This window comes from Sphaerisporangium sp. TRM90804 (assembly GCF_029846175.1).
Classification (GTDB): domain Bacteria; phylum Actinomycetota; class Actinomycetes; order Streptosporangiales; family Streptosporangiaceae; genus Sphaerisporangium.
This window is the reverse complement of the sequence record NZ_JARWAC010000030.1, coordinates 55,723-81,808: the sequence shown is the minus strand read 5'-3', so window position 1 is coordinate 81,808 and position 26,086 is coordinate 55,723. Positions and strand designations below refer to the sequence as shown.

Here is a 26,086-nt window from a genome sequence, read left to right as displayed (position 1 = left end):
ATAAGCGCAATGTATCGGTCGACTAACCGAATTGCTTACGTGAGCTGTGGTCACAGCGTGGGGGAATTGCGCTACCGATCGTAGCCCGCCGTTGACACGCTGGTAAAGCGAAGTTACCAGACGTTATTGTCCAGTCAGCGAAAAGGCGAGGGCATGAGGATAGGAAGCCTGCTGGGCGTCATCGAGCTTGCCGGTCATCCCGCGTCGGTGTCCTCGGCGCGCGAGTATGTGCGGGCGAAACTCGGCGACGACCACCCGGCCCTGGATGACGTGACGCTGCTCGTGTCCGAAGTCGTCACGAACGCCGTGGTCCATTCCGACTCGCGAAATGGCGGAAAGGTGACGTTGGCCCTCGCCGACTGTCATGACGTCATCCACGTCGACGTCGTGGACGCCGGCGGCGACACGGTTCCGCACGTCCGAGGGGATGAGACGGCTGAAAGCGGGCGAGGCCTGCTGCTCGTCGACGCGCTCGCGTACCGCTGGGACGTCTACGAGGACACCGCCGGGCGCACGGTATGGTTTCAGGTCGAATACCGGCGACAAGACGATAAGGGGGGTGTTTCCCTTCCCCGCCAACGGAAGCCGTCCTGAGCTGGTCGAGGACCAAAGGCGCACCATTCGCGAAACACCCCGTCCGAGCCGCCGGAACCGTCCGGTAAAATCCCGACGAAAGCGCGGCACATCCCCGGCAGGGCTCGCCGAGCGGTGCCGGGAGGTAAGGAATGACCTGCTCAGCCCGGGATTCTCCCGCCTTATCCGTGCCGCATCCCTTCATTGTTTGCGCGAGCCCGCCATCCGGAAAGCCGCCGATGCAGGACGCCATCCGTATCACCGCGATCACCCGGCGGTAACGGCTCGGGCACCCTGTGGACAACGGGCATGGCCGGTCTCCGGGGCCGCTTAGCATGAAGGCCCCGTCGTCACCCCGAGGAGGTTCAGGTGCTGCCGGGCACGGCTCCGAGCGCGGCCGGCCCCATGGCCGCCGAGGCCACCGGCGCCCGCACCGCGCCGGTCGGCTCCTTCCTGCGCGCCCACTGGGTGTTCCTGCTCGCGCTGGCCGCCGGAGCGGCCCTGCGGCTGGTGGCCGTGCTCGGTTACCGCCCGGCGCTGTGGTTCTGGGCCGACTCCTTCGCGTACCTCAACGCGGCGCTCGACCCTCAGCCGCTCGACTCGCGGCCGTCGGGCTACTCGCTGTTCCTGTGGCTGCTGCGACCGCTCGAGAGCTTCACGGCCGTGGCCGTCGCGCAGCATCTGCTCGGCCTGGCCATGGCCGTCTGCGTCTACGCGCTGCTGCGGCGCCGCGCCCGGCTGCCCGGCTGGGGGGCCACCCTGGCGGCGGCCCCGGTGCTGCTCGACGTCCACCTGGTGCAGCTCGAACACCTGGTCATGGCCGACCTGCTGTTCACGTTCCTGGTGACGGCGGCGGTCACCGTCCTGCTGTGGCGCGACCGCCCGGCGGTGTGGGCGGCGGCCGGGGCCGGGCTGCTGCTGGCGGCGGCCACGCTCACCCGCACCGTGGGGCTGGCCCTGGTGGTCGTCGTGCTCGTGGGCATGCCGCTGCTGCGCGCGGGGTGGCGGGCGGTGCTGGCCACCGCGCTCGCCGCGGTGGTGGGCATCGGCGGGTACGCCGTGTGGTTCCACAGCGAGCACGGCACCTACGGGCTCGGGCAGAGCAACGTCTGGCTCTGGGCCCGCACCATGAGCTTCGCCGACTGCGCGGAGATCAGGCCGGCCGGCGAGGAGAGAATCCTCTGCCCCACCGACCCCGTCGACCAGCGCGTGGCCCCTCCGTCCTACATCTGGAAGGAGGACTCCCCGATCGCCGAGGTCGAGAAGGACGCCGACCGCGAGCGGCTCGCGGGCGCCTTCGCGCGGCAGGCGATCCTGGCGCAGCCGGTCGACTTCCTGCTCACCGGCGTCGGCGACGCGCTGTGGGCCTTCGAGTGGACGCGCCGGGTCTACCCCGTCGTCGGCCCGCAGAGCGCCTACGTCTTCCCCGCGGCCATCGACCCCTTCACCGACAAGGTCGCCTCCGGCGACCGCACCGCGCCCGAGCTGACCACCGCCTACCAGGGACACAGCGGCGACACCGCGATCGTCGAGCCCTACGCGGGCTGGCTGCGCGGCTACCAGGAGCAGGGCTACGTGCGCGGCCCCCTGCTGGCGTTGATCATGCTGATCGGCCTGGCCGGGGTGGTCGCCCGATGGCGACGTGTGGGCGGCGACGTGCTGCTGCCGTGGGCGGTCGCCGTGACGCTGCTCGTGCTGCCGCCCCTGATCGCCGCCTTCGACCACCGCTACGTCGTCCCGGTGATCCCGGTCGCCTGCCTCGCCGCCGGGCTCGCCTTCGCGAAGCTTCCCCGCGCCACCGGGCGGCGGCGGCGCGTCGGCCAACATTCATGATGCGGATGATCCCGCAGTGATCCGCCGTCACCACAGGGACACGAGGGCTTTCTAGCCTCCGGGGGTTGTCACCACTCGGAGGGACTTATGAGTACCTTTGCCCGCCTTGCCGCCATGGTCGCCGCCGCCGTCGCCACGGTCGCCGCGTCCACCGCCGTGCCGGCCGCCGTCCTGGCCCAGCAGGCCCCCGCCCAGCCGGCGAGCCTGGCGGCACCGGCCGCCGCGACCCACGGGGCCGCCGGGAACGTCCGGATGAACCAGATCCAGTTCATGGGCGCCCACAACGCCTACCACCGCGAGATGCAGGGCGTTGAGCTGGCGGAGTCCCTCAAGATCGACCCTGGTTACCCGACGTGGGGGTTCTACTCGCACGCCTCCATCGCCGACCTGCTCGGCAGGCAGAACGTGCGCGCCCTTGAGTTCGACCTGCTGCCCGACCCGGACGGCGGGCTCTACCAGCACCCGCTCGCCCGCAAGCAGGCCGGGCTGGGCCCGATCGACGACCCCGCGATGGCCGCGCCCGGCATGAAGGTGCTGCACGTCGCCGACCAGGACTACAACTCCACCTGCCGGACGTTCGTCGCGTGCATGCAGCAGGTGCGGACGTGGTCGCGCGCCAACCGCGGGCACGTGCCGATCATCATGCAGCTCGAACTGAAGCAGACCGACGACCGCTGGGAGAAGCTGGGCGGCGCGGTGAGCCCGGCCTGGGACCCGGCCCTGCTGGACGGCATCGACCGCGAGATCCGCTCCGTCTTCGCCGAGTCCGACCTGATCACCGCCGACGACCTGCGGCGGCCCGGCCTGACGCTGGAGCGGTCGATCCTGAAGAACGGCTGGCCGACGCTCGACTGGGCGCGCGGCAAGGTGCTGTTCTTCTTCGACAACGGCGGCCCCGGCGCGATCCGCGACATGTACGTCGCGGGCCGGCCCAACCTCGAAGGCCGCGCGGTCTTCACCCGGGGCAACCCCGGCGACCCGGACGCGGCGATCACCATGGTGAACGACCCGCGGGGCGAGAACGCCGCCGCCATCCGCGACCTCGTCCAGCGCGGGTACATCGTGCGCACGCGGTCGGACGAGCCGCTGAAGACCGTGATCAATGAGGAGTTCAGCCGCGTGGAGATCTCGCTGTCCAGCGGGGCCCAGCTCGTGAGCACCGACTTCCCCACGGTCGGCATGGCCGCCAGGTACGACAGCGACTTCGTCGCCGAGCTCCCCGGCGGACGCGCGGTCCGCTGCAACCCGGTCTCCGCCCCGCGAAGCTGCCACGACGACAAGCTCGAACCCAAGCGCTCCTCCCACTGACCTCCCCCGGCCGCACCCGGCCCCAGGCGCCGCGACAACCCGTCCCGGCGCCTGGGGCCATTCCCACGGGCGGCCCGCACCTCTGTCGCCGCTTGCGGCCAACGTGCCGTCGCCCTCGGAAATGGTGCCTTCGGCGCGCTTCCTCAAGGCGATTCGCCGCCCACGGTGGCGCGGGCGACTGTCCGGTCGCCGAAGGACGAGTGGCAGAGCGATCGGCCAGAGGCACAGCGCACCCGCATGCGCCCGGTGGACCGGCATGGTAGCGATGACCGCCGCCCCGGGCACCCGAAGACGCCACGCCTCACGAGCGCTCGCCGGGCTGGGCGACGTACGACGGCGCCGACTTCACCGCACCACATCCCGCCGACGCGGCGCCGACAATAGGCACATGACAGGCGAAACACCCCCCGGACGGCTGCCCGCGGGGGTGGAGAGCGGAACGAGACGGCTGCCGGCGACCGGAGGAGGGCGGGCCAGGGCGGCTGCCCGCGCGACGGGGCCGGGCGGGCTGAATGAGGGTCGCCCTCAGAAGGCGCGCCGAAGGCACCATTCGGGGGGCGGGGACCGGTTGATCACAGACACCGGTCAGGTGGTGGTGCAGGGCGCGTGGACGGGAGGGTGCTGGGGCGATCTTGACTTCAAGGGATACGGTCACGGAGAGTAACAATGATCACCTCGGGTAGTTGATCACTACTTTCTGTAGTCGCGCGGTTGTCCCTCAGCCGCGCCAGCCGATCCGAGAGAGTCGCGATGAGAGTGCGCCCCGCATCCACCATCCGAATGACCACGAAAGGCCTCACGCGGACGCTGCCCGGGCTGGCGCTGCTCGGCGCCGTGCTCGTGGTGTCCTCGGCCGCACAGGCCGGCACGACCACCCCCCCACGCCCTCCAGTGGAGGTGAAGCCGGCCCCACCGTCCTCAGCCATCCCCGGCCAGTACATCGTCAGGCTCAAGGAAGGCGCGGGCTCGTTCGGGGTCGTCATCCCGCCGGACGTGAAGCCCCTGCACACCTACCAGAAGGTGGTCACCGGGTTCGCCGCCCGGCTGACACCGGCCCAGCTCAACGACCTGCGCTACCATCCGGCGGTCGTCGCGATCGAGCAGGACGCTCTGGCCTACGCCTTCGACCTGCCATCACGCCCGACCGGCCCCGCCCGGGAGGCTCCGCCCACCGCGCCCACCGCCTCCTGGGGCCTCGACCGCATCGACCAGCGCAGGCTACCGCTCAACCGCATGTACAACTCCACGCGCACCGGCGCCGGGGTGACCGCCTACATCATCGACAGCGGCATCGACCGGGCCCACACCCAGTTCACCGGCCGCATCGCTCCCGGCTTCAGCGCCGTCAACGACGGGTACGGCACCAACGACTGCCTGGGCCACGGCACCACGGTCGCCGGCATCGTCGGCGGCACCACCTGGGGGGTGGCGCGCGGCGTCAAGCTCGCCCCGGTCCGCGTGCTCGGCTGCAACGGCTCCGGCGCGTACTCCCAGATCATCGCCGGTTTCGACTGGGTGGCCGCCAACGCCGTCAAGCCGGCCGTCGCCAACGCCTCCCTCGGCGGTCCCAGGTCCGACGCCGCCAACTTCGCCGCCACCGCGCTGGCCGACGCAGGCGTGTTCGTGAGCACGGCCGCCGGCAACAGCACCGTCGACGCGTGCACCATCTCCCCGGCCAGCGCCCCGCGGGTGCTCACCGTCGGGGCCTCCACCATCAACGACACCATCGCCCCGTTCAGCAACCGCGGCCCCTGCGTCGACCTCATCGCGCCCGGCGCGGCCGTCATCTCGGCCAGAAGGGGCGGCGGCAGCACCGTGGGCAGTGGAACCTCCTTCGCGTCTCCCTACGCCGCCGGCGTCGGCGCCCTGTTCAAGCAGGCCTACGGCGACGGAGACACCGCCGCCCTACTCAAACGGATCGTCACCGCGACCACCCCCGACGCGGTGCGGGGGTTGACCAGTTCCACGAGGAACAGGCTCCTGTACACCGCCGGGCTCTGACACCTCGCACGGAAAAGCCCGGATCGTCACCAGCCAAACGTTCGGGGGATACGAGTGAAAGCTGATCTGGGACGGATGGCCAGCCTCGTCCTGGCCATCGGTATGACAACCGTGGTGTGTCAGACGGCGGCGAGCGCGGGCGCGGCCGGTGAACCGCCCGCGGACGACCCCGTCGCGACCTCCGAAGCGCCGGCCGGCTCCGCCGTCACGCCCGAGGTCGCGGGCGGCGACGGGCCCGCACCGGAGAAGGCGCCGGCGCCGGCGCCGGCCCGCGCCCTGGTGCTCGTGGTCGGCCAGGGCCCGATCCTCGTGCCGCCCGCCCGGGCCGCCGTGGTGCAGTGCTCGCCCAAGGGGGGTGGCACCCATCCGCGGCCGGCGCAGGCGTGCGCGCTGCTCAAAGCCGCCGGGGGGGACATCCAGCGGCTCAGGCCGTCTTCGCACGTGGTCTGCCCGGCCATCTACGAGCCCGAGACGGTGTCGTCGGTCGGCGTCTGGGACGATCACTTCGTCCTGTCGGTGCGCACTTTCAGCAACAACTGCGAGCTGCGCAACACGCTGAGGTCGGTGGTGGAGTTCTGACGGCCGGGCCCCGGTGAGCGCCGCCGGTCTAGGCTGCGGGCATGGACGAGCGCCAGCGCTACGATCGTGCCACCGCCGGTCTGGAACCCCCCTTCGCGATCCTCGACCTGGAGGCGATGCGGGCCAACGGGGGCGCGATGGCGCGGCGGGCGCGCGGGAAGCCGATCCGGGTGGCCAGCAAGTCGATCCGGTGCCGTGACGTCCTGCGGCGGGTGCTCGGCATGGCCGGGTTCTCGGGCGTCATGGCGTTCACGCTGCCCGAGGCGCTTTGGCTGGCGGCCGAGGGGGTCACCGACATTCTGGTGGCCTACCCGACCGCCGACGCCACGGCTCTGGCGGCGCTGGCTGCAGACGAGCGAGCGAGCCGCGAGATCACGGTGATGGTCGACTGCCCCGAGCACCTCGACCTGGTGGACGAGGCGGTCGCGGGCGTCGCCTCGCGCCGCGACGTGCGTGTGTGCCTCGACATCGACGCCGGGTTCGTCGCCATGGGAGGCAGGTTCCGTGCCGGCGTGCTGCGCTCCCCCGTCCGCGAGCCCGGGGAGGCGGCGGCGCTCGCCGCCGAGGTCGCCAAGCGTCCGGGGTTCCGGCTGGTCGGGCTGATGGCGTACGAGGCCCAGGTGGCGGGCGTCGGCGACCGGGTAGGCGGGCCGTACGGCCGCGTGCTGCGCGCCGTGCAGGGCCGTTCGATGCGGGAGCTGGCCGCGCGCCGGGGCCGGGTCGTCCAGGCCGTACGGCAGGTGGCCGACCTGGAGTTCGTGAACGGCGGCGGCACCGGCTCGATCGAGAAGACCGTGCGCGAGAAGGCCGTCACCGAGGTCGCCGGCGGGTCGGGCATCTTCCACCCGCGGCTCTTCGACTTCTACCGGGGCTTCACCGGCCGCCCCGCCGCCCTGTTCGCCCTTCCCGTCGTGCGCCGGCCCGCGCCCGGCGTCGTGACCGTGCTGGGCGGCGGCTACCACGCCTCCGGCTCAGCGGGCCCGTCCCGGCTGCCGCAGCCGTACCTGCCGCCCGGCCTGCGGTACGACCCCCGGGAGGGCGCGGGCGAGGTGCAGACCCCGCTGCTCGGCCCCGCCGCGAGCGACCTGCGCATCGGCGACCGCGTGTGGTTCCGCCACGCCAAGGCAGGGGAGCTGTGCGAGCGCTTCGACGTCCTGCACCTGGTCGAGGGCGATCAGGTCGTCGAGACCGTGCCGACCTACCGGGGCGAGGGCCGGACGTTCCTCTGAGGCCCTGACGGCGACGGGTCGAGCACCGCTCTGACCTGGGATCTCACCTGCCCACACGCAAAGGGCGCGGGGGGTGGCAGCAAGGTGCCATCGGCGGGCAGCTTGCTGCCGTCCATTCATCTGGTTCCGAAGCCTCGAAAAGCGGAGAGTTGGTTGTGCGAGAAGAAAACAAAACAACCACCGGAAAGAGGAAAAAGAAATGAACTCCACGACCTCCCTCACCGCCAAGATCTCCGCCGGCTTCGTCTCCGCCGCCGTCTCCCTCACCGCCGCGATCGGCCTCTACGCCGCCACGAGCCAGGCCGCCGAGTACGCCCCAAGCACCCACGTCGTGGCCGGCACCACCTGGGACACCCCCGCCGACAAGGACGGCACCACCTGGGACTCCGCCTCCACCAGCGACGACGACGGCACCACCTGGGACTCCGCCAAGCTGCTCGCCGAGGGCGAGATCCCCGCCGACGACAACGGCACCACCTGGGACTAATCGATACGCGAACAGAGGCAACCGGATAAACGATTCTCCCCCGCCAATACCCGCACAGGAAACAGACCGGACCGCTTCACCGGAAACACGAGAAAACGCGGACGACGAAAGTCCGCGGAGATTTCCCAGGCCAGGCTGAACCACCGGCCCGCTCCACCGGATCCAGGCGTGACCTACACCGCCACCGGGAGCCGCGCCCCAGCCGCAGGCGAGAAGAACCCGCAGCGAACTCTCCCCCGTCTCACGCGTGCCCGCATGAGACGGCGCCCTCGGACCGCCCGGAGACGGCTACCGGCGACGGCGGCGCCAGAGGGCGATGGCCGCTCCGACGAAGACCACCGCGCCCACGCCGATCAGGACCGGCGCCACGGCGCGCGCGGGCTCGGCGTCCCGCGAGGAGTACTCCCCCGGCTCCAGCACGAGAGGCTCGGCGGACCCGGCTGGGGAGGCCACGCCGCCGATCATGTCGCGGGCCGTCGCCACCAGATGTTCGGCGTTGGCCCTCACCTTGGCGACACCACGCTCCGCGACCCGCTTGGGGCTCACGCGGTTGACGATGGCGTCGACGGTGACAGCCAGCTCCGCCCTGGTGCGCGCGATGTTCCGCTCCAGCGCCTCGGGGTCGGTGTCCGCCATGCGCTCCCCTATCTCCTTAATACCGGACGGGCCGCCCCGGCCGGCCCGCCTCCACGTTGCAGCGATCAGTCTGTCAGTTACCGGCACCATCCGGGACGAGGGGCATGCCGGTAAGTTGTCTCCGTGACTGAGACCAAGCTTGAGCCCGGCGACGCCGCCCCCGGATTCACCCTGCTCGACGCCGAAGGACGCGACGTCGACCTCGACGACTTTCGCGGCAAGCGGGTCATCCTCTACTTCTACCCCGCCGCCATGACCCCCGGGTGCACCACGCAGGCCTGCGACTTCCGCGACAGCCTCGCGGGCCTGACGGCCGCCGGGTTCGTCGTGCTGGGTGTGTCCAAGGACTCCCCCGCCAAGCTGGCGAAGTTCGTCGAGCGCGACGCCCTGACGTTCCCGCTGCTGTCCGACGTCGACCTCGCGGTGCACAAGGCGTACGGCGCCTACGGCGAGAAGACGATGTACGGCCGCACCACGGTCGGCGTCCTGCGGTCGACCTTCGTCATCGACGCCGACGGGAAGATCGAGAAGGCGCAGTACAACGTGAAGGCCACCGGCCACGTGGCCCGGCTGCGCAGAGAGCTCGACCTGCCCTGAAGCCCGGCGCGCGGGCCGGTGTACCGGTACGGCACTCGCGCCCGGCTCAACTAAGATGGCGCAAGCCGCCCACGGCTCCGGGGTCGTAGCCCAATGGCAGGAGGCACAGGTTTTAGGTACCTGACAGTGTGGGTTCGAATCCCACCGACCCCACCCCGCGCCGCGGCGGTGATGTTGCCAAGCCGGGCCCAGCTTCCCTAGCGTTGGTGATCGCCACGTGTCCGCCGGCTCCTTGGAGATCAGCATGGGCGTCGCACCGAGCGATGTGGTCACCTCGGCGCCGAGCACCATCGGGGCCGCGAGCGCCTCCGGCGCCGCCGTCGTCTTCCCGCTCGCCCGGCCGCTCGCGGTCGTGCTGGGCGCCGTGGTCTCCGATCCGGCCCAGATCTGGCATGCGGGCGACCGCTACGCCGAGGTCGCCAAGCGCGTCCGCGCGGCCGGCGCCGAGATGGCCGAGGCCGTGGAGCGGCGAGCCGGCTCCGACGACTGGGCCGAGAAGGGCAAGAAGGCGTTCCTTGAGCACCGCGTCCGGCCCTACCAGCAGACGCTGGCGCAGGCGGCGGCGATGTACGACGACCTCGACTCCGCGCTGAAGGGCACCGCCGTGGCCTACAGCATGGCGGGCGTGTCCTCTGCGGCGATCGGGTCGGCGATGCTCGGCTACGTGGCGCCGCTTCTCGCGGCCGCGGTGCTGCCGCCCATCGAGGCCGAGGTGACATACGTGGCGAACACGGCCATGCTGCGGGCCGGCATGGCGATCCGCGTACTCGTCAGCGGCCTCGCCAAGGTCAACGTGGCCATGGCCCAGCTCCTGGCGAGCACGGCCGTGGGGCTGGGCGTGAAGTCCTCGGCGCTCACGGGCCTGGGCATCCTCGGGACGGCCGTCGCCGGCGGCGCGGGCGGCTTCCACATCGGCACCCGCGCCGCCCCGGCGTTCGAGGACGCCGTGCGGCCCGTGCACTGGCCCAAGGAGGTCGAGGGCGGCGCGCCCGCCGGGTTCCGCGCCGCGCCCGCCGCCCAGGCGGACGCCATGAGGAGGATCCACCCCGCGTCGATCAAAGCCCTGGGCGACGACCTCGACGCCGGCGCCGGCAAGACGCTCCAGGGCGCGCACGACTTCGCCGGCGACATCCAGGTCGGGGCGCCGGGCTTCGGCGCCATCGGCGTCCACCTCTTCTTCGCGCACGCCACCATGCGCGACACCGCGACGCGGCAGCTCGCCGCCGGGCGCGACACGCTGGGCAAGTGGCTTCCCGGGCTGCGGACGGCGGCGGGCAACTGGGTCGCCGCCGAGCGGTCGACCACCGAGGCCGTCAACCACGGCCGCTGACATCGGGCGCGCGCCGGGTGGGTAGGTGATGGAAAGGCCTGGAAAATGCGGAAGCCGCCTCCCCGTCACTGGAGGCGGCTCCGCTGCCAGCCCGCTGGGCATGGGGCGTCAGGCGTCGGAGAGGAAGAAGGCCGGAGGACTCCGGGTCGCGTGGCTTCCCCCTCGCCACGCGACCCGTCGTACCCGGTGTCGCGTTCTCCCTTTGTTCACCCGAAGGTGCTCCCTACAGACAACTATCCAGTACGTCCCGTAAGAGGGGTGTAAGGGCTTTTGTCGGTACGACCAGGGTCGTAGAGGGAGATCCGCCTCCAGGGGGAACGGCGGTGAACTGGCCGAACGTAGGGTGGTGTCGTGTTCGGCAGAGTGCGCGCATGGGCGACCCGCTTTCGGCGGCTGGTCGACGTCCTGCTGCTCGGCCCCGTCGTCCTGGTGTGCCTGCTGTCGGCCGAGCGCTACGGCGACCGCTCGGGCGCCGCCCCGCCCGGCGCCCTCGACTTCGACCTGCTCCGTTACATCATGGTGTCGGCCGCGCTGCTCGTGCCGCTGCTGTGGTGGCGGCGCCGCCCGCTGCACACGTTCGCCGTCGTCGCGGGCGTCAGCTTCGTCCAGTGGGCGGCGGACATCCAGATCATCCCGGCCAGCGTGGCGATCCTGTACGCCCTGTACAGCGTGGCCGCGCATCTCTCGCTGCGCTGGGCCGTCGCCGCCGGGGCCGTCACCGAGCTCGGCCTCACCCTGGCGCTGGTCCGCTGGTCGCCCTTCAACGTCCGGGCCCTGGCCTCGGCGTCGGTGTTCGTGATCGTGATCTGGATCGGCGGCATCTACGCCAACACCCGCCGCCGCTACCTCGAAAGCCTGGAGGAACGGGCCGAGCGCGCCGAGCGCGAGCGCGACCAGCAGGCCCGCATCGCGATCGCGGCCGAGCGCGCGCGCATCGCCCGCGAGCTGCACGACGTCGTGGCGCACAACGTCAGCGTCATGGTCGTCCAGGCCGACGGCGCGGGCTACACCATCGACCGCGACCCCGAGCTGGCGCGCGACGCCGTCCAGACCATCTCCAGCACCGGGCGCCAGGCCCTGGCCGAGATGCGCCGTCTGGTGGGCGTGCTGCGCCAGGACGACGGGGCCGAGGAGGGCTACGCCCCGCAACCCGGGGTCGCCGACCTCGACGAGCTGGTGGCGCACACCCGGCAGTCGGGCCTGCCCGTGCGGTTCACGGTCACCGGCCCGCGCCGCCCCCTGCCGGAGGGCGAGCAGCTGGTGATCTACCGCATCGTCCAGGAGGCCCTCACCAACACCCTCAAGCACGGCGGCCCCGCAGCGAGCGCCGAGGTCGAGATCGAGTACGGCACGCGCGAGGTCGCGCTGCGGGTCACCGACGACGGGCGGGGCGCCGCCGCTCCGCACGGCACCGACGGCCACGGGCTGATCGGCATGCGCGAGCGCGTGGCCATGTACGACGGCACGGTGCGGGCCTCCCCCTGCCCGGGAGGGGGGTTCCAGGTGAGCGTGCGACTTCCGGTGAGCAGGGCCGCGTGAGCGTCAGGGTCATGCTGGTCGACGATCAGGAGCTCGTGCGCGCCGGTTTCCGCATGGTCCTCGGCGCCCAGCCCGACATCGAGGTCGTGGCCGAGGCCCCCGACGGCGGCAGGGCGGTCGAGGTGCTGCGCACCGTGCGCGCCGACGTCGTCCTGATGGACGTGCGCATGCCCCTGGTGGACGGCGTGGAGGCCACCCGCCTGATCCAGGCGCTTCCCGACCCGCCCAAGGTGCTCATCCTGACCACGTTCGACATCGACGAGTACGTGTACGCGGCCCTGAAGGCGGGGGCCTCGGGGTTCCTGCTGAAGGACGTGCCGCCCTCCGACCTGGTCAGCGCCATCCACTCGGTGCACGCGGGCGACGCGGTGATGGCCCCGAGCGCCACCCGCAGGCTGCTGCGCCGGTTCGCCGTCCACCTGCCGGGAGCCGACGTCGCCGACGCCGGCGGCCTCGCCCAGCTCACCGCGCGCGAGCGCGAGGTGCTCGTGCTGGTCGGGCGCGGGCTGTCCAACTCCGAGATCGCCGGCCGCCTGACCCTGGCGGAGGCCACCGTCAAGACCCACCTCGGCCGGGTGCTCGCCAAGCTGGGCGTCCGCGACCGGGCGCAGGCCGTCGTGTACGCGTACGAGACCGGCCTGATCACCCCGTTCGGCGGGGGCCCGCGGGAGTAGCCGTCGGCCGAAAGGCTGACCCGGGCGTACCTCAGCGGTCGCACCCGTCACAGCGCGCCCGTCCCAGGGCTGAGCCCAAGCCCGTCCCCAAGGGCCATGAACCGCCGCGACCTCGCCAATAGCGTTGGTGCCACAGCTTTCCGCAGTTCATCGGGCCCATGCCCATCCCCCTTGAGGAGCCGCACGTGACCATCACCGGAAGGGAGGCCGTCGGCCTGACCGCACCGACCGCCGTCGTCGCCACCGGAGTGACGAAGGTGTACGGCGAGGGCGCCGCGGCCGTCCACGCCCTGCGTGGGGTCGACGTCACGTTCGCCACCGGGGCCTTCACGGCGATCATGGGCCCGTCGGGGTCGGGCAAGTCCACACTGATGCACTGCCTGGCCGGGCTGGACACCGTCACCGACGGCCAGGTGCGCGTCGGCGACGTCGAGATCACCGGGCTGGACGACAAGCGGCTCACGATGCTGCGGCGCGAGCGGGTCGGCTTCGTCTTCCAGGCGTTCAACCTGCTGCCGACGCTGACGGCCGAGCAGAACATCCGGCTGCCCCTGGACATCGCGGGCCGCCAGGCCGACCAGGAGCTGTTCGACGTCGTCATCCGCACCCTGGGGCTCGGCGACCGGCTCAAGCACCGGCCCGGCCAGCTCTCCGGCGGGCAGCAGCAGCGTGTCGCGGTGGCGCGGGCCCTCATCAGCAAGCCGCAGGTCATCTTCGCCGACGAGCCGACGGGCAACCTCGACTCCCGCAGCGGCGCCGAGGTGCTGTCCTTCCTGCGCGGCTCGGTGCGCGAGCTGCACCAGACCATCGTCATGGTCACCCACGACCCCGTCGCCGCCTCCTACGCCGACCGCGTGGTGTTCCTGCGCGACGGCCTCCTGGTGTCGGAGCTGACGGGGCCGACCCCCCAGACCGTGCTCGACACCCTCATGCGGCTGGAGGGCTGAGGTGCTGCGGACGACGTTCGCCGGGCTGCTGGCGCACAAGCTCCGGCTCGTGCTGACCTCGCTGGCGATCACGCTGGGCGTGGGCTTCATCGCGGGCACGTTCGTGCTCACCGACACGCTGCAGGCGGGGTTCGACCAGCGCATCGCCGCCTCCGCCGACAAGGTCGACGTGGCCGTCCTGCCCGGCGACAGCCGCGGCGACGGGCCCGCCCGGCTGCTGCCCGCCGACCTGGACGCGGTGCGCCGCGTCCCGGGGGTGGCCGAGGCGCACGGGCTGGTCAGGGGCGAGGCCGCGCTGATCGGCAAGGACGGCAAGGCGGTCGGCGACACCGCGACCGCGGGCGTCTCCGTCGTCACCGGCCGGCTGAACCGCACGCTCGTCACCCGGGGCACGGCGCCCGCCGCCGCCGACCAGGTCGTCGTGGACGACGGCACGGCGCGGCTGCGCGGCTTCGCGCCGGGCGACACCGTGCGGGTGCTCGACCACGACGGCAAGCCGCACACCTTCAAGCTGGTCGGGCTGTTCGACGTCGGCGTCGACCAGGAGCTCGGCTTCTACGGCGCGGTGGGGTTCACCCCCGAGACCGCCCTGGCCATGACCGGGGAGCGTGGGTACGCCGAGATCGACGCCGCGGCGGCGGACGGCGTCGCCCCCGAGACCCTGCGCGGCACGATCGCCTCGGCGGTGGGCGGCGCCACGGCCTTGACCGGCGCGCAGTTCGGCGAGCGCCTGGCCAAGGCGAGCGGCGCCGACCTGCAGATAGTCACGCTAGGGCTGCTGATGTTCGGGCTGGTGGCGATGCTGGTGGCCGCGCTCGTCATCTACAACACGTTCAACATCCTGGTCGCGCAGCGCACCAGGGAGATGGCGCTGCTGCGCTGCATCGGCGCGACGCGGGGGCAGGTGTTCGGCTCGATCCTGCTGGAGTCCGTCGTGGTCGGGCTGCTGTCCTCGGCCCTCGGCCTGCTCACCGGGTTCGGGCTCGGCGCGGGCATGCTGGCGGTGCTCAGGGGGCTCGGGAACGAGCTGCCCGTCGCCGACATGGCCCTCGCGCCGCGCACCGTCGTCGTCGCGGTCGCCGTCGGCCTGCTCGTCACCGTCGTCGCGGCGCTGCTGCCCGCCCGCACCGCGACCCGGGTGGCGCCGATCGCGGCGCTGCGCACCGAGACCGGCGAGACGACGTTCCGCACCGGCGTGCTGCGCGCCGTCTTCGCCGGGCTGTTCCTGCTCGCGGGCGCGGGCGCGACGGTCACCGGGGTCACGATGGACCCCGGCCAGGTGGCGCTGTACATCGTCATGGGCGGCGGGGTGCTGACGTTCTTCGCGGTGCTCATCCTCGGGCCGGTGATCGTCAGGCCGCTGAGCGCCTTCGCCGGCTGGCTGCCCGCGAAGCTGGCCGGCGTCCCAGGCAGGCTCGCCCTGGACAACTCCCGGCGCAACCCCAAGCGGTCGGCCACCACGACCGTCGCGCTGACCGTCGGGGTGACGCTGATGACGCTCATCTCCGTGATCACCGCCACCACCCGGGCCACCTACACCGCACAGCTCGACGAGCAGTTCCCGGTCGACTACATGGTCAGCACGCAGAACTCCGACGCCGAGCGCGCGGGACTGCCCGCGGCGCTCGCCGACGGGCTGCGGGCCCGGCCGGACATCGCGTCCGTGGTCCAGGTCAAGGAGACCGAGGCGAAGGCCGGCGCCGGCAGGCAGATGGTGGGCACCTTCGACGGCCCGTACACGCCGGCGATGAGCGCGGGCTCGGCGGACGCCTTCACGGGCGCCTCCGCGCTGGTCAGCGCGGGCGTCGCCAAGGAGCTGGGGCTGCGGCCCGGCGACACGCTGCCGCTGGACACGCCCGAGGCCGGGAACGTGACGGTCAGGATCGCCGGTGTGCTCGACGCCGGCGGGATGCCGCTGCCGGGCGTCGTCCTGCCCAGCGCCTCGTTCGCCGACTACTTCGGCCGCGTGGACGACAGCCGCCTGCTGGTCAACGCCAAGGACGGCGTCACCTCCGACGTCTCGCGCAGAACGGTCGAAGCGGCCGCCCAGCCCTACCCCACCGTCAAGGTGGTCAGCTCGACCCAGGTGCGGAGCCAGTTCGACGAGACGCTCGACATGATGCTGCTCATCGTCACCGGGCTGCTGGGCCTGGCCATCCTCATCTCGCTGCTCGGCATCGCCAACACCCTCAGCCTGTCGGTGCACGAGCGGGCGCGGGAGTCGGCGCTGCTCAGGTCGCTCGGCCTCACCCGCCCCCAGCTCCGCCGGATGCTGTCGGTGGAGGCGCTGGTGCTGGGGCTCATCGGCGCCCTCGTCGGCACCGCGCTGGGAATCACCTTCGGCTGGGCCGCGACCCACAGCCTGCTCAAGGACATCCTGTTCCGCATCCCCACCACCCAGGTACTGCTCTTCATCGCCCTCTCCGGCCTGGCCGGCGTCCTGGCCGCCGTCCTGCCCGGCATCAAGGCGTCCAGAGCCTCGGTCGTCGCCTCCCTGGCCGGCGACTGACCCCGGCACACTCCCCGCCCCACACTCCCGGCCCTCGGCCGTCACCTCCCTGACCGGCGACTCAGCGGGGGCGATGGCCGGGCCACTGGGCGGCGACGGCCTCAGGGGTGAGCAGGGGACGGATGAGGAGCTCGCCGGTGTGGCGGTCGATCACGACGCAGGCGCCGCCCACCGTGGTGGGCAGCACGCCGGGGTCGTGCGGCTCGGGTGTCCTCGCCCAGGCGACATAGCCGTCCTCGAAGGCGTACAGGCCGACCTCGGTGGCCTCCCCCGGAGGAAGCGGGCCGTTGAAGTACTCCTCGGCCAGCGCGCGAGCCTGCTCGGCCGAGAGCCCCGGGCCGTTCACAGGCGCCGCCCCCTCCGGTCGAGCACCACGCAGAAGACACCGGTGACCGGGCCCGAAGGCGGGTCGACCGAGGTGTGGCCGCGCTGCGCGTCGATCCAGACCACCTCGCCCGCCGCGTTGACGGCGTTCCACGCGTGGCTGCCGCCCGTGGGCCAGCGGGTCACCAGCACCGCCGCCGCCCCGTGCCCGCCCGCGCCCAACCGCTGCGCGATCGTGGCGTAGGCGCGGCGCCCCTGGCCGACGTACTCGAAGCGGTGGCCCAGCCACTGCTCGGCGCGCGCGACGCCGCCCGGCTCGCCCTTCAGCGAGGGCATGCCGATGCGGTTGTACTCCGGCTGCCGCGGCGCGGCCACCACGGGCTCCCCGTGCCAGGTGGACAGCACCGCGAGGGCGCAGTCGAGGGAGTTGGTCGCGCGGAAGGGATCCTCCGCGGGGCCGTCCCCGTTCACGAGGCGCACCCAGATGCCGCGCGGGTCGGGGAAGCGCACCCCGGGGGGCACGGCCTGGCACAGGTCGCGCTGGAGCTGCGGATCGGGCCAGGCGAGCCCGCCCGCGACGCCGTACGGCCGGCAGGAGTCGAGCCGCGCCGGCCGCCCGGGGCCGTCGAACCAGTCGCCCGCGGGGTCGATCCACGCGGGCACCGCCGTCCCTCCCACCTCGGCCGGCCTCCCCACCCCGTGCCCCGCCCGGTGACGCGGCGGGCCGGGCACGACGCCCTCACGCGGTGACCCTGCCAGGACGCCCTCACGCGGTGCCCCTGGCAGGACGCCCTCACGCGGCGGCGGCATCACGCTCTCGTACAACCACGGCATGCCGCTCCCATGCGCCACAGGGGGGCGCGGAGCCCCCTCACGCGACGGCAACGGCACGACGGCCTCGCGCAACGACGGCGGCGGCGCTTCATGAACGCGCGACGGCACGGAACCCTGGCGCGGGGAAGACAGCGCGACACTCTCGTACGCGGGCGACGGCGGCATGCCCACCGGCGAGGACGGCGGCACGGTGGCCTCGTACCCGGACGGCGGCGCGACGTTCCCCGGCGCGAACGGCTGCGGCGCGCTCTCGTGCGGGAGCGCCTGGTGCGCGAAGGGCGGCGGGGCGGCGGCGGGGAGCGGTGTCATCGGAGCGGACGGCGGGTGCGGTGCGGGCTCCGGCGGGCGGGCGGGCGGGGGCGACTCCTCGGCGGCCACCTCGTAGTCGCGCCAGCGGACGCCGTCGGACGTCACCACCGGGTTGTAGGACGCCCCCGCGTGCCTTCCCCCGGACCCCCGCCGCGCCGGATCACGCTGACCGGCTCTGGACATGTCGTTCCCCCGTTTCCCCGGACCATCGGGCCGGGGCCCGATCGTAGGGAGGCCGGGCACATGCGCGCGGAGGAATCGGCGACGAACCTGGGACCACACGCCCGGCCGCCGCCCTCCATGCCCATGCCCGCCCTGGCCCGGAGCCTGACCCCCGGCACCGGCACCTGACTTCGGCCGGCCCGGCCCTGCCCCCCGCTTGAATTCGGCCAGCCCGGCCTCAGCTTCCGTCGCCTGGGCTCGGCCAGCCCTGCCCCCGGCCCGCCACCTGATGAATGACTACGGCCAGCCCGGCCTCGGCCCCCCGCTTGGGTCTCAGCCCGCCCTGGCCCCGGCCCCGCCCCCGCCTGGGTTGGGGCCGCCGTCCTCGGTGTGCGGGCGTGGTTACTCGACCACGACCAGGATGGAGTGCCAGCCGGAGGCGCCGTCGGGGGCGGGCGGGGCGTAGGCGGAGGTCTGGGTGTAGCCGGTGGCGTCGGTGGCCCGCACCTCGATCGTGTGCCGGCCCGGGGTGGCCTGCCAGTCGTCGAGCACCCACTGCCGCCAGGTGTCCGGGCCGGGCACCTCCGCCAGCCGGGCCCGTAGCCACGGCCCCTTGTCGACGCGCACCTCGACCGCGTCCACGCCCCGGTGCTGCGCCCAGGCCACCCCGGCGATGGCCGTGCGCCCGGCCTTGATCGTGGTGCCGCCCCGGGGCAGGTCGATGCGCGACTCGGTCTTGATGGGGCCCTTGGCCGCCCAGCCCCGCGACGTCCAGTACGCCTCGTCCTGGTCGTAGCGGGTCACCTTGATGTCGGTGACCCACTTGGTGGCCGACACGTAGCCGTACAGGCCCGGGACGACCTGGCGGGCGGGGAAGCCGTGCGAGACGGGCAGCGCCTCGCCGTTCATCGCGATGGCGAGCAGCGCGTCGCGGCCGTCCATCACGATGTCCACGGGGGTGCCGCAGGTCCAGCCGTCCGAAGAGGTCGACAGCAGCATGTCGGCGCCCGACCGGATGCCCGCCTCGCGCAGCAGGTCGGCCAGGCGGGCGCCCAGCCAGCGGGCGTTGCCCACGTACGGGCCGCCGACGTCGTTGGAGACGCAGGTCAGCGTGACGTCCGCCTCGGTCAGCGGGCGCCGGAGCAGGTCGGCGAAGGTCAGCTCCACGGGCCGGTCGACCAGGCCGTGGATCTTCAGCGTCCACGTCCGCGGGTCCACCTGGGGGACGACCAGCGCGGTGTCGACGCGGTAGAAGTCGCGGTTGGGCGTCGAGAACGGCGACAGCCCGGTCAGCCGCAGGTCGACGCCCGCCGGGAGCGGCCTGGCCGGCACCGCGGGCTTGGGCAGCGCGACGGCCGCCCGCTCGGTGTCGACGCTCATCCCCTCGGCCAGGCCCCGCCCGGCCAGCCCCGTGGCCCCCGCCACCACGACCCCGGCCACCACGCCCGTCAGCAGCCCGCGCCGGTCGACCTCGTACAGCTCCCGCCCCGACCGCATGACGGCCGGCCTCTCGGCCCCCGCACCGGCCGGCGCGTCCATCGCGGTCGCGCCCTCCGGGGCATCCCTCACCGGCGACGGCCCAGGGGAGGTCCGCACGTCGTCGTGGCCGGCGGCCCGCCAGGCCCGGCGGGTCAGGGCGCGCAGCGTCCACGCCCCCACGGCGGCGCCGAGCAGGGACGGCAGCAGGTCGAGAGGGCCGGAGTCGGGCCTGGTGACGGCCGCGGCCACGCCGAGCAGGCCGAGGGCCATCAGGGCTGCCGTGGCCGCCCGGGGGCGGTCGCGCGCCAGCATGCCCACCCCGGCCGCGACCAGCGCGAGCACCACGACGATGCCGCCGATCAGCACCAGTTTGTCGGATGCGCCGAAGGTGCGGATCGCCCAGTCCTTCACCGCCGCGGGCGTGTAGTCGACCGCCGCGTCGCCGACCACGATCACCGGCGACGCCTTCGGGCTGACGAAGCCCGCCACTAGCTCCCCGACGCCGAGGGCGACCGCGCCCGCGACCAGGCCGACAAGCGCCGCCGCCCACGAGTACCGCCGTGGGCCCGGCTGGTTACCGTTCACACCCCGAACGCTACGCCCGAACGGGACAGCTGTTCCTTACGCCCCGGTTACGGCCGCCGAAGCCCGTCCGGGATCGCCGGGCGCGGAGAGGACGAAGGCACGAGCCAGGCGTGGAGCTGACGCGCCCGCTCAGCGGCCGAGCGGGCCGACCATGGCGGGGACCAGGGCGCGGAAGGCGCGGCCCCGGTGGCTGATGGCGTCCTTCTCGTGCGGGGCCAGCTCGGCGGTCGTGCGGGAACCGCCCTCGGGGACGAACACGGGGTCGTACCCGAAGCCGCCCGTGCCCAGGGGGGCGCGGATCAGCCTGCCGGCGAGCGTGCCCTCGACGACGAGCTCCTCGCCCGAGGGCAGCGCGAGCGCCGCCGCGCAGGCGAAGTGGGCGCCCCTGCGGCCGTCGGGCACGTCGGAGATCTGGGCGAGCAGCAGCCGGAGGTTGGCGTCGTCGTCGCCGTGCGAGCCCGACCAGCGGGCCGAGAACACGCCCGGCATGCCGTTCAGAGCGTCCACGCACAGGCCGGAGTCGTCGGCCACGGCGGGCAGCCCGCTCAGCGACGCGACGGCGTGCGCCTTGAGCAGCGCGTTCTCGGCGAAGGTAAGCCCGGTCTCGGCGATCTCGCCGATCTCGGGAAAGGCCTCCAGGCCGACCAGCTCGGTCTTGTCGTCGGCCTCGGCCAGGATGCGCCGCAGCTCGGCGATCTTGCCGGGGTTTCGGGTCGCCAGCACCACGCGGCTCACGCCAGGGCCTCCCGCTGCATGCGCGTGAGGTCGGCGCAGCCCGCCCCGGCGAGGTCGAGCAGGGCGTCCAGAGCCGCCCGGTCGAACGGAGCGCCCTCGGCCGTGCCCTGGACCTCGACGAACTCGCCCGAGCCGGTCATGACGACGTTCATGTCGGTCTCGGCGGCGACGTCCTCGGTGTAACAGAGGTCGAGCAGGGGCGTGGTGCCCACGACGCCGACGGACACGGCGGCCACCGAGTCGACCAGCGGGTCGCCCGGGCACATCTTGCGCTTGCGCATCCACGCGACGGCGTCGGCCAGGGCGACGTAGGCCCCGGTGATCGCGGCCGTGCGGGTGCCGCCGTCAGCCTGCAGGACGTCGCAGTCGAGCACGATGGAGTTCTCGCCCAGGGCCTTGTAGTCGACGCAGGCCCGCAGCGACCGGCCGATGAGCCGGGAGATCTCGTGGGTGCGCCCGCCGATCTTGCCGCGCACCGACTCGCGGTCGCCGCGGGTCGTGGTGGCGCGGGGCAGCATGGCGTACTCGGCGGTGATCCAGCCGAGGCCGCTCCCCCTGCGCCAGCGCGGCACGCTGTCTTGGACGGAGGCGGCGCACAGCACCTTGGTGCCGCCGAACTCCACCAGAACCGAGCCCTCGGCGTGCGCGAGCCAGTCGCGGGTGATCGTCACGGGCCTGAGCTGGTCGGGACTGCGCCCGTCTTCGCGTGCCATGGGCTTCACCCTAGGTCATACACGGCCCCGCTCCGCGCCAGTTCCAGGCGGCCGCCGAAGCCCCCGGCGGACGCCTCGCCGAGCACCCTGCCGGGGTCGAACCACGGCACCAGGTGCGTCAGCACGAGCGTGCCGGCGCCGGCGCGGGCCGCGTGCTCGGCGGCCTGCCTGCCGGTCATGTGCAGCCCCTCGGGGAGCCCCGGCCGCTCCAGGAAGGACGCCTCGCAGAGCAGGACGTCGACGCCCGCCGCGAGCTTCACCAGCTCGGCGCACTCGCCGGTGTCGGCCGAGTAGGCGACCGACCGGCCGCCGTGGGAGACGCGGAAGCCGTAGGTCTCCACCGGGTGGTTCATCAGCGCCGCCGTCACCTCGAACGGGCCGGCCGTGAACGTGCCGGGGGCCAGCCGCCGGAAGTCGAACGCCGTCTCCAGGCCGGGCTCGTCGGACATGCCGTAGGCGGCCGACAGGCGGCGGGCGGCGCCGTCGGGCGCGTGGACGGGCACCCGCGGCAGCGGGCCGGCCGGGGAGTACGTGCGGACCACGTGGTAGGAGCACAGGTCGAGGCAGTGGTCGGCGTGCAGGTGCGACAGGCAGATGGCGTCGACGTCGTACAGGCCGATGTGCCGCTGCAGGACGCCGAGGGACCCGTTGCCGAAGTCCAGGAGAAGCCGGTAGCCCTCCGCCTCCAGCAGGTAGCACGACGCGGGGCTGTCGGGGCCGGGGAAGCTTCCCGAGCAGCCGACGATCGTCAGTTTCACCGCGGAACTCCTAACTCGGCGCGGTCAGCGCCTCTTCGCCCGGCACGTCTCCCACCAGCGCCCGTTCGACGGTGCCGATCTCGGGGCCGAGGAACCGGCGCCCGAGTGCCGCGAACAGGGTGCCGTCCCCCGTGGCCCGGAACCTGTGGCGCGGCGCGCCCGCGCCGCCGGCCAGGCCGCGGTCGTGGAGGATGCGGAAGACGTCCTTGGCCGTCTCGTCGGCGCTGGACACCAGCGTGACGCCGTTGCCCATCACGTACGAGATGGCGCCCGCGAGCAGCGGGTAGTGGGTGCAGCCGAGGATGAGGGTGTCGCAGCCGGACTCGATGACCGGCTGGAGGTACTCCCTGGCGACCTCGATCAGCTCGTCGCTCATCGTCTCGCCCCGCTCCACGAACTCCACCAGCCGGGGCGCCGCCACCCCGGTGAGGCGGACGTCCGGCGCCGCGGCGAAGGCGTCGTGGTAGGCCATCGACTCGATGGTGGCCCGGGTGGCGATCACGCCCACGCGGCCGTTCCTGGTGGCCCTGACGGCCCTGCGGGTCGCGGGCTGGATGACCTCGACCACCGGGACGTCGTAGCGCTCCCTGGCGTCCCTGAGCACCGCGGCGCTGGCGCTGTTGCAGGCGATCACCAGCATCTTGACGTCGTGCTCGACGAGGTGGTCCATCACCTCCAGGGCGTAGGCGCGGACCTGCGCGATGCGCTTGGGGCCGTACGGCTGGCGCGCGGTGTCGGCCACGTACAGGATGGACTCGTTCGGGAGCTGATCGATGATCGCCCGGGCGACCGTCAGGCCCCCGACCCCGCTGTCGAAGATCCCGATCGAGGGACCCGTATGGCCGTGCTCGTCCATGGACGAGTCGATGACGCTGACCCAAGGCGCGTGGGCCACGCTCCCTATATCCGACATGATTCCCAAGGCTAAAGGGCCGTGGTCAATCGCATGCGGTAAGAATCCTCACATAGGAGTAATCCCCACCGGCGGCCCTAGGGGGCGTACGATCGCGGGCCCACCCCCGCCGGGCGGCCGGGACGCGTCCGCCGGGGCGGTCGCCGACCGGCCTTCCAGGTCGGGAGCGGCTAGCCGCGTCCCAGGCGGGCGAGCTGCCGCGACTGCGCCACGAGCGTGCCCGCCGAGTCCCAGACCTCCACGTCCTCGTCGAACCAGCCGTCCCTGATCGAGCGCCCCTGCCCGATCAGCGTCAGCCAGCCGGGCGCCGGCAGCGCGCGCAGGTGCCAGGTCAGCTCGACCGTCGGGGCCCAGCCGCGGGCGCCCGCCGAGAAGGCCACGGGCGGCAGCGCGTCCACGGCCAGCGCGAGGACGTAGGGGTCGGGGTCCTGCGGCTCGGCCATGCGGAAGTACGCCCGCGACTCCGGCCGCCCGGTCGGCGCGCCGGTGAGCCAGCCGATGGTCGGCGGGTCGAACCGCAGGTCCATCTGGGCGCTGAGCGTCATGTTCGACTCGGGCTTGGGGTCGGGCAGGCTGACGCACTCGCCGAGCGGGGGCATGGCGACGGCCGGCGCCGCCGACCACTCGCCGTCCCCGGGGCGGAGCGTCGCGGTGGTGACGAGCGTGTCGATGTAGGCGGTGCCGTCCTGGACGAGGGTGGCCCGGGTCATCGCCACCGTCCTGCCGGTCTTCAGCTGCTCCAGGCGCACCTGTGCGGGGCCGGGGCGGGGCGCCCGCAGGAACTGGGCGGCGGTCGACACCGGGTGCTCGTACGGCGAGGCGTCGACGACGGCGCGGAGCACGGCGGCGAGCAGGTAACCGCCGTTCAGCGGGCCGCCGATCGCGTACCCGTCGTCCAGGCAGACGTCGTACAGGGTCTCGCCGACCCGGATCGCCTGCGTCGCCTCGTCGAACTTCGTCATCTGATCCCCGCCCCGCTCCGCCGACGATACCGAATGATGTTCTAGGCCAATACTGTACCGACGCCCCGCGCGCCCCCGGCCTTCCCCGGCACGTGAAAGGGCCGCCTCCCGGTGGAGACGGCCCGTTTCCAGGCGTCCGTGCGGCTCCCGGGCCCTCAGGCCCAGAGCTGGCCCTCCAGGCGGTCCTCCGCCTCGTCGATGGTGCCCTCGTAGGCGCCGGTCGACAGGTACTTCCAGCCGCCGTCGGCCACGATGAACGCGATGTCGGCCCGCTCCCCGGCCTTGGCGGCCTTGGCCGCGATGCCCAGGGCGGCGTGCAGGGCGCAGCCGGTGGAGATGCCGGCGAAGATGCCCTCGGTGCCCAGCAGCTCGCGGGTGCGCCTGAGCGCGTCCACCGAGGTGACCGAGAACCGCGTGGTCAGCACGTCGGCGTCGTAGATCTCCGGGATGAAGCCCTCGTCGACGTTGCGCAGGCCGTACACCAGCTCGCCGTACCTGGGCTCTGCGGCGACGATCTGCACGCCGGGCACCCGCTCACGCAGGAATCGCCCGACGCCCATCAGCGTGCCCGTGGTGCCCAGCCCCGCCACGAAGTGCGTGATCGAGGGGAGGTCGGCCAGGATCTCCGGCCCCGTGGACTCGTAGTGCGACCGCCAGTTGGCCGGGTTGCCGTACTGGTAGAGCATCACCCAGGACGGGTTCTGCTCGGCCAGGCGCTTGGCGACCCGCACGGCCTCGTTCGACCCGCCCGCCGCCGGCGAGGAGATGATCTCGGCGCCGTACATGCGCAGGAGCTGCCGGCGCTCCTCGGAGGTGTTCTCCGGCATCACGCAGATCAGCTTGTAGCCCTTGAGCCGCGCCGACATGGCGAGCGAGATGCCGGTGTTGCCGGACGTCGGCTCCAGGATCGTGCAGCCGGGCGACAGCAGGCCGTCCTTCTCCCCCTGCTCGATCATCCACAGGGCGGGGCGGTCTTTCACCGAGCCGGTGGGGTTGCGGTCCTCCAGCTTGGCCCACACCCGCACGTCGGGCGAGGGCGACAAGCGGGGCAGCCCGACCAGCGGGGTGTTGCCCACGGAGTCGATCAGCGAGTCGAAGCGCATGTCAGCGCCTGCCTCCGGCCACCGCGGGCAGCACGGTCACGGTGTCGCCGTCGGACACCGGGGTGTCCAGGCCGCCCAGGAAGCGGACGTCCTCGTCGTTGAGGTAGACGTTCACGAACCGGCGCAGGCCGGCGTCGTCGACGATGCGCTCCTTCAGGCCCGGGTGGCGGCTCTCAAGGTCGCCGAAAAGGTCGGAAAGGGTGGCGCCGTCGGCTTTCACGGCCTTCGCGCCGTCGGTGTAGGTGCGGAGGATGGTCGGAATGCGGACCTCGATGGCCATCGCGTCAGTCTCCTTGGTCGGTTGTCGTCACGGGCACCCAGCGAATGCGAACACGTCGGGCGGGGCGGGGATTCCTGCGTCAGGAACAGTCGTAGACGACGACGAAGGGCGTGTGCGCGAAAAGGTGGTTCTGAACGGGGGACGAATGCCCAGGACGCACCACGGCGCCGCCCATCACAGGGTCAATCGTCAGCATGCTCCCAACTCTACCGCTTCCGCGGGTCGTCCCCGGGGCCGCGCTACCGGGCCGCGACCCCCGCGCCATGGGCGAGACCGCGGTCAGACGATCGTGACCTCCTCCTCGGTCACGACGCCGTCCACGATGCGGAACGAGCGCACCTGCACGGCGTCGGCGTCGGCCGTGGAGACCAGCACGTAGTGGGCGTTCGGCTCCGAGGCGTAGGAGACGTCGGTGCGCGACGGGTACGCCTCGGTGGAGGTGTGCGAGTGGTAGATGACCACCGGCTCCTCGTCGCGGTCGTCCATCTCGCGCCACACGCGAAACTGCTCCATGGAGTCGAACCGGTAGAACGTCGGGGACCGCTCGGCGTTCTCCATCGCGACGAAGCGCTCAGGACGGTCGGAGCCCACCGGACCGGCGATCACCCCGCACGCCTCGTCGGGGTGGTCGGCCCAGGCGTGGGCGATGACGCGGTCGACCAGTTCACGCGAGATCGTCAGCATGCC

General features: G+C 72.8%; 25 protein-coding genes and 1 tRNA gene. 14 read left to right on the top strand and 12 right to left on the bottom strand.

From position 1 onward, the window contains the following. Window positions 1-153: 153 nt before the first annotated feature. The 7 genes from PYR91_RS31845 to PYR91_RS31815 all read left to right on the top strand — a co-directional run bounded on the left by PYR91_RS31845 (window position 154) and on the right by PYR91_RS31815 (window position 8,010). On the top strand, window positions 154-594 hold the full coding sequence (locus PYR91_RS31845; RefSeq protein WP_279785867.1) for an ATP-binding protein: 441 nt from the start codon (window positions 154-156) through the stop codon (window positions 592-594). A gap of 348 nt (window positions 595-942) precedes the next feature. Beyond that, window positions 943-2,406 (top strand): hypothetical protein, encoded by a 1,464-nt coding sequence (locus PYR91_RS31840; protein WP_279785866.1) that lies wholly within the window; start codon window positions 943-945, stop codon window positions 2,404-2,406. An 87-nt stretch (window positions 2,407-2,493) separates the two neighbouring features. Next, window positions 2,494-3,714: a phosphatidylinositol-specific phospholipase C1-like protein gene (locus tag PYR91_RS31835; protein WP_279785865.1), complete on the top strand. Its 1,221-nt coding sequence runs from the start codon at window positions 2,494-2,496 to the stop codon at window positions 3,712-3,714. Window positions 3,715-4,494: 780 nt separating this feature from the next. Then, window positions 4,495-5,715, top strand: a complete 1,221-nt coding sequence (locus tag PYR91_RS31830) for a S8 family peptidase (protein ID WP_279785864.1) — start codon at window positions 4,495-4,497, stop codon at window positions 5,713-5,715. Between the two features lie 75 nt (window positions 5,716-5,790). Then, the gene (locus tag PYR91_RS31825) at window positions 5,791-6,294 is read left to right on the top strand and encodes an SSI family serine proteinase inhibitor (protein ID WP_279785862.1); all 504 of its coding nucleotides are present in this window, start codon (window positions 5,791-5,793) and stop codon (window positions 6,292-6,294) included. Window positions 6,295-6,335: 41 nt separating this feature from the next. Beyond that, window positions 6,336-7,523: an amino acid deaminase/aldolase gene (locus PYR91_RS31820; protein WP_279785861.1), complete on the top strand. Its 1,188-nt coding sequence runs from the start codon at window positions 6,336-6,338 to the stop codon at window positions 7,521-7,523. Window positions 7,524-7,722: 199 nt separating this feature from the next. Further along, complete coding sequence (locus PYR91_RS31815; protein ID WP_279781188.1) at window positions 7,723-8,010, top strand: hypothetical protein; 288 nt, start codon at window positions 7,723-7,725, stop codon at window positions 8,008-8,010. Between the two features lie 288 nt (window positions 8,011-8,298). Here PYR91_RS31815 and PYR91_RS31810 read toward each other — a convergent pair whose 3' ends face one another. Continuing rightward, entirely contained in the window at window positions 8,299-8,646 is a 348-nt protein-coding gene (locus tag PYR91_RS31810) for a DUF3618 domain-containing protein (protein WP_279785860.1), read from the bottom strand. Between the two features lie 123 nt (window positions 8,647-8,769). On the opposite strand from PYR91_RS31810, the gene bcp reads away from it, so the two are divergent. The 7 genes from bcp (at window position 8,770) to PYR91_RS31775 (ending at window position 16,242) form a co-directional block, all read left to right on the top strand. Then, entirely contained in the window at window positions 8,770-9,243 is a 474-nt protein-coding gene (gene bcp, locus PYR91_RS31805; protein ID WP_279785859.1) for a thioredoxin-dependent thiol peroxidase, read from the top strand. A 79-nt stretch (window positions 9,244-9,322) separates the two neighbouring features. Continuing rightward, a tRNA-Leu gene (locus PYR91_RS31800) sits at window positions 9,323-9,396 on the top strand. A 91-nt stretch (window positions 9,397-9,487) separates the two neighbouring features. After that, window positions 9,488-10,573 (top strand): hypothetical protein, encoded by a 1,086-nt coding sequence (locus PYR91_RS31795; RefSeq protein ID WP_279785858.1) that lies wholly within the window; start codon window positions 9,488-9,490, stop codon window positions 10,571-10,573. A gap of 351 nt (window positions 10,574-10,924) precedes the next feature. Beyond that, window positions 10,925-12,112 carry a histidine kinase gene (locus PYR91_RS31790; protein WP_279785857.1) on the top strand — a complete coding sequence of 396 codons (1,188 nt, stop codon included), beginning with the start codon at window positions 10,925-10,927 and terminating at the stop codon, window positions 12,110-12,112. A gap of 11 nt (window positions 12,113-12,123) precedes the next feature. Next, the gene (locus PYR91_RS31785; protein WP_279786063.1) at window positions 12,124-12,786 is read left to right on the top strand and encodes a response regulator transcription factor; all 663 of its coding nucleotides are present in this window, start codon (window positions 12,124-12,126) and stop codon (window positions 12,784-12,786) included. 185 nt (window positions 12,787-12,971) lie between these two features. Next, entirely contained in the window at window positions 12,972-13,733 is a 762-nt protein-coding gene (locus PYR91_RS31780; protein ID WP_279785856.1) for an ABC transporter ATP-binding protein, read from the top strand. 1 nt (window position 13,734) lies between these two features. After that, a complete protein-coding gene (locus PYR91_RS31775; RefSeq protein WP_279785855.1) occupies window positions 13,735-16,242 on the top strand; it encodes an ABC transporter permease in 2,508 nt (835 codons plus the stop codon). A gap of 61 nt (window positions 16,243-16,303) precedes the next feature. Here PYR91_RS31775 and PYR91_RS31770 read toward each other — a convergent pair whose 3' ends face one another. The 11 genes from PYR91_RS31770 to PYR91_RS31720 form a co-directional block, all read right to left on the bottom strand. Further along, window positions 16,304-16,588 carry a hypothetical protein gene (locus PYR91_RS31770; protein WP_279785854.1) on the bottom strand — a complete coding sequence of 95 codons (285 nt, stop codon included), beginning with the start codon at window positions 16,586-16,588 and terminating at the stop codon, window positions 16,304-16,306. After that, window positions 16,585-17,814, bottom strand: coding sequence for a toxin glutamine deamidase domain-containing protein (locus PYR91_RS31765; protein WP_279785853.1), 1,230 nt, complete (start codon window positions 17,812-17,814; stop codon window positions 16,585-16,587). Before PYR91_RS31765 ends, PYR91_RS31770 begins: the two co-directional genes overlap by 4 nt. A gap of 459 nt (window positions 17,815-18,273) precedes the next feature. Further along, the gene (locus PYR91_RS31760) at window positions 18,274-19,935 is read right to left on the bottom strand and encodes a molybdopterin-dependent oxidoreductase (protein WP_279785852.1); all 1,662 of its coding nucleotides are present in this window, start codon (window positions 19,933-19,935) and stop codon (window positions 18,274-18,276) included. 129 nt (window positions 19,936-20,064) lie between these two features. Then, the gene (gene rdgB / locus PYR91_RS31755; protein ID WP_279785851.1) at window positions 20,065-20,670 is read right to left on the bottom strand and encodes an RdgB/HAM1 family non-canonical purine NTP pyrophosphatase; all 606 of its coding nucleotides are present in this window, start codon (window positions 20,668-20,670) and stop codon (window positions 20,065-20,067) included. Next, on the bottom strand, window positions 20,667-21,383 hold the full coding sequence (gene rph / locus PYR91_RS31750; protein WP_279785850.1) for a ribonuclease PH: 717 nt from the start codon (window positions 21,381-21,383) through the stop codon (window positions 20,667-20,669). The genes rdgB and rph overlap by 4 nt, the downstream gene beginning before the upstream one ends. A gap of 5 nt (window positions 21,384-21,388) precedes the next feature. Next, a complete protein-coding gene (locus PYR91_RS31745; protein WP_279785849.1) occupies window positions 21,389-22,141 on the bottom strand; it encodes an MBL fold metallo-hydrolase in 753 nt (250 codons plus the stop codon). Between the two features lie 10 nt (window positions 22,142-22,151). After that, window positions 22,152-22,997, bottom strand: coding sequence for a glutamate racemase (murI, locus tag PYR91_RS31740; RefSeq protein ID WP_279786061.1), 846 nt, complete (start codon window positions 22,995-22,997; stop codon window positions 22,152-22,154). A 227-nt stretch (window positions 22,998-23,224) separates the two neighbouring features. After that, a complete protein-coding gene (locus tag PYR91_RS31735) occupies window positions 23,225-24,016 on the bottom strand; it encodes a thioesterase family protein (protein ID WP_279785848.1) in 792 nt (263 codons plus the stop codon). A 155-nt stretch (window positions 24,017-24,171) separates the two neighbouring features. Continuing rightward, the gene (locus PYR91_RS31730; RefSeq protein ID WP_279785847.1) at window positions 24,172-25,119 is read right to left on the bottom strand and encodes a cysteine synthase; all 948 of its coding nucleotides are present in this window, start codon (window positions 25,117-25,119) and stop codon (window positions 24,172-24,174) included. 1 nt (window position 25,120) lies between these two features. After that, on the bottom strand, window positions 25,121-25,399 hold the full coding sequence (locus PYR91_RS31725; protein ID WP_279785846.1) for a MoaD/ThiS family protein: 279 nt from the start codon (window positions 25,397-25,399) through the stop codon (window positions 25,121-25,123). A 279-nt stretch (window positions 25,400-25,678) separates the two neighbouring features. Beyond that, window positions 25,679-26,083: a M67 family metallopeptidase gene (locus PYR91_RS31720; protein WP_279785845.1), complete on the bottom strand. Its 405-nt coding sequence runs from the start codon at window positions 26,081-26,083 to the stop codon at window positions 25,679-25,681. Window positions 26,084-26,086: the final 3 nt, after the last annotated feature.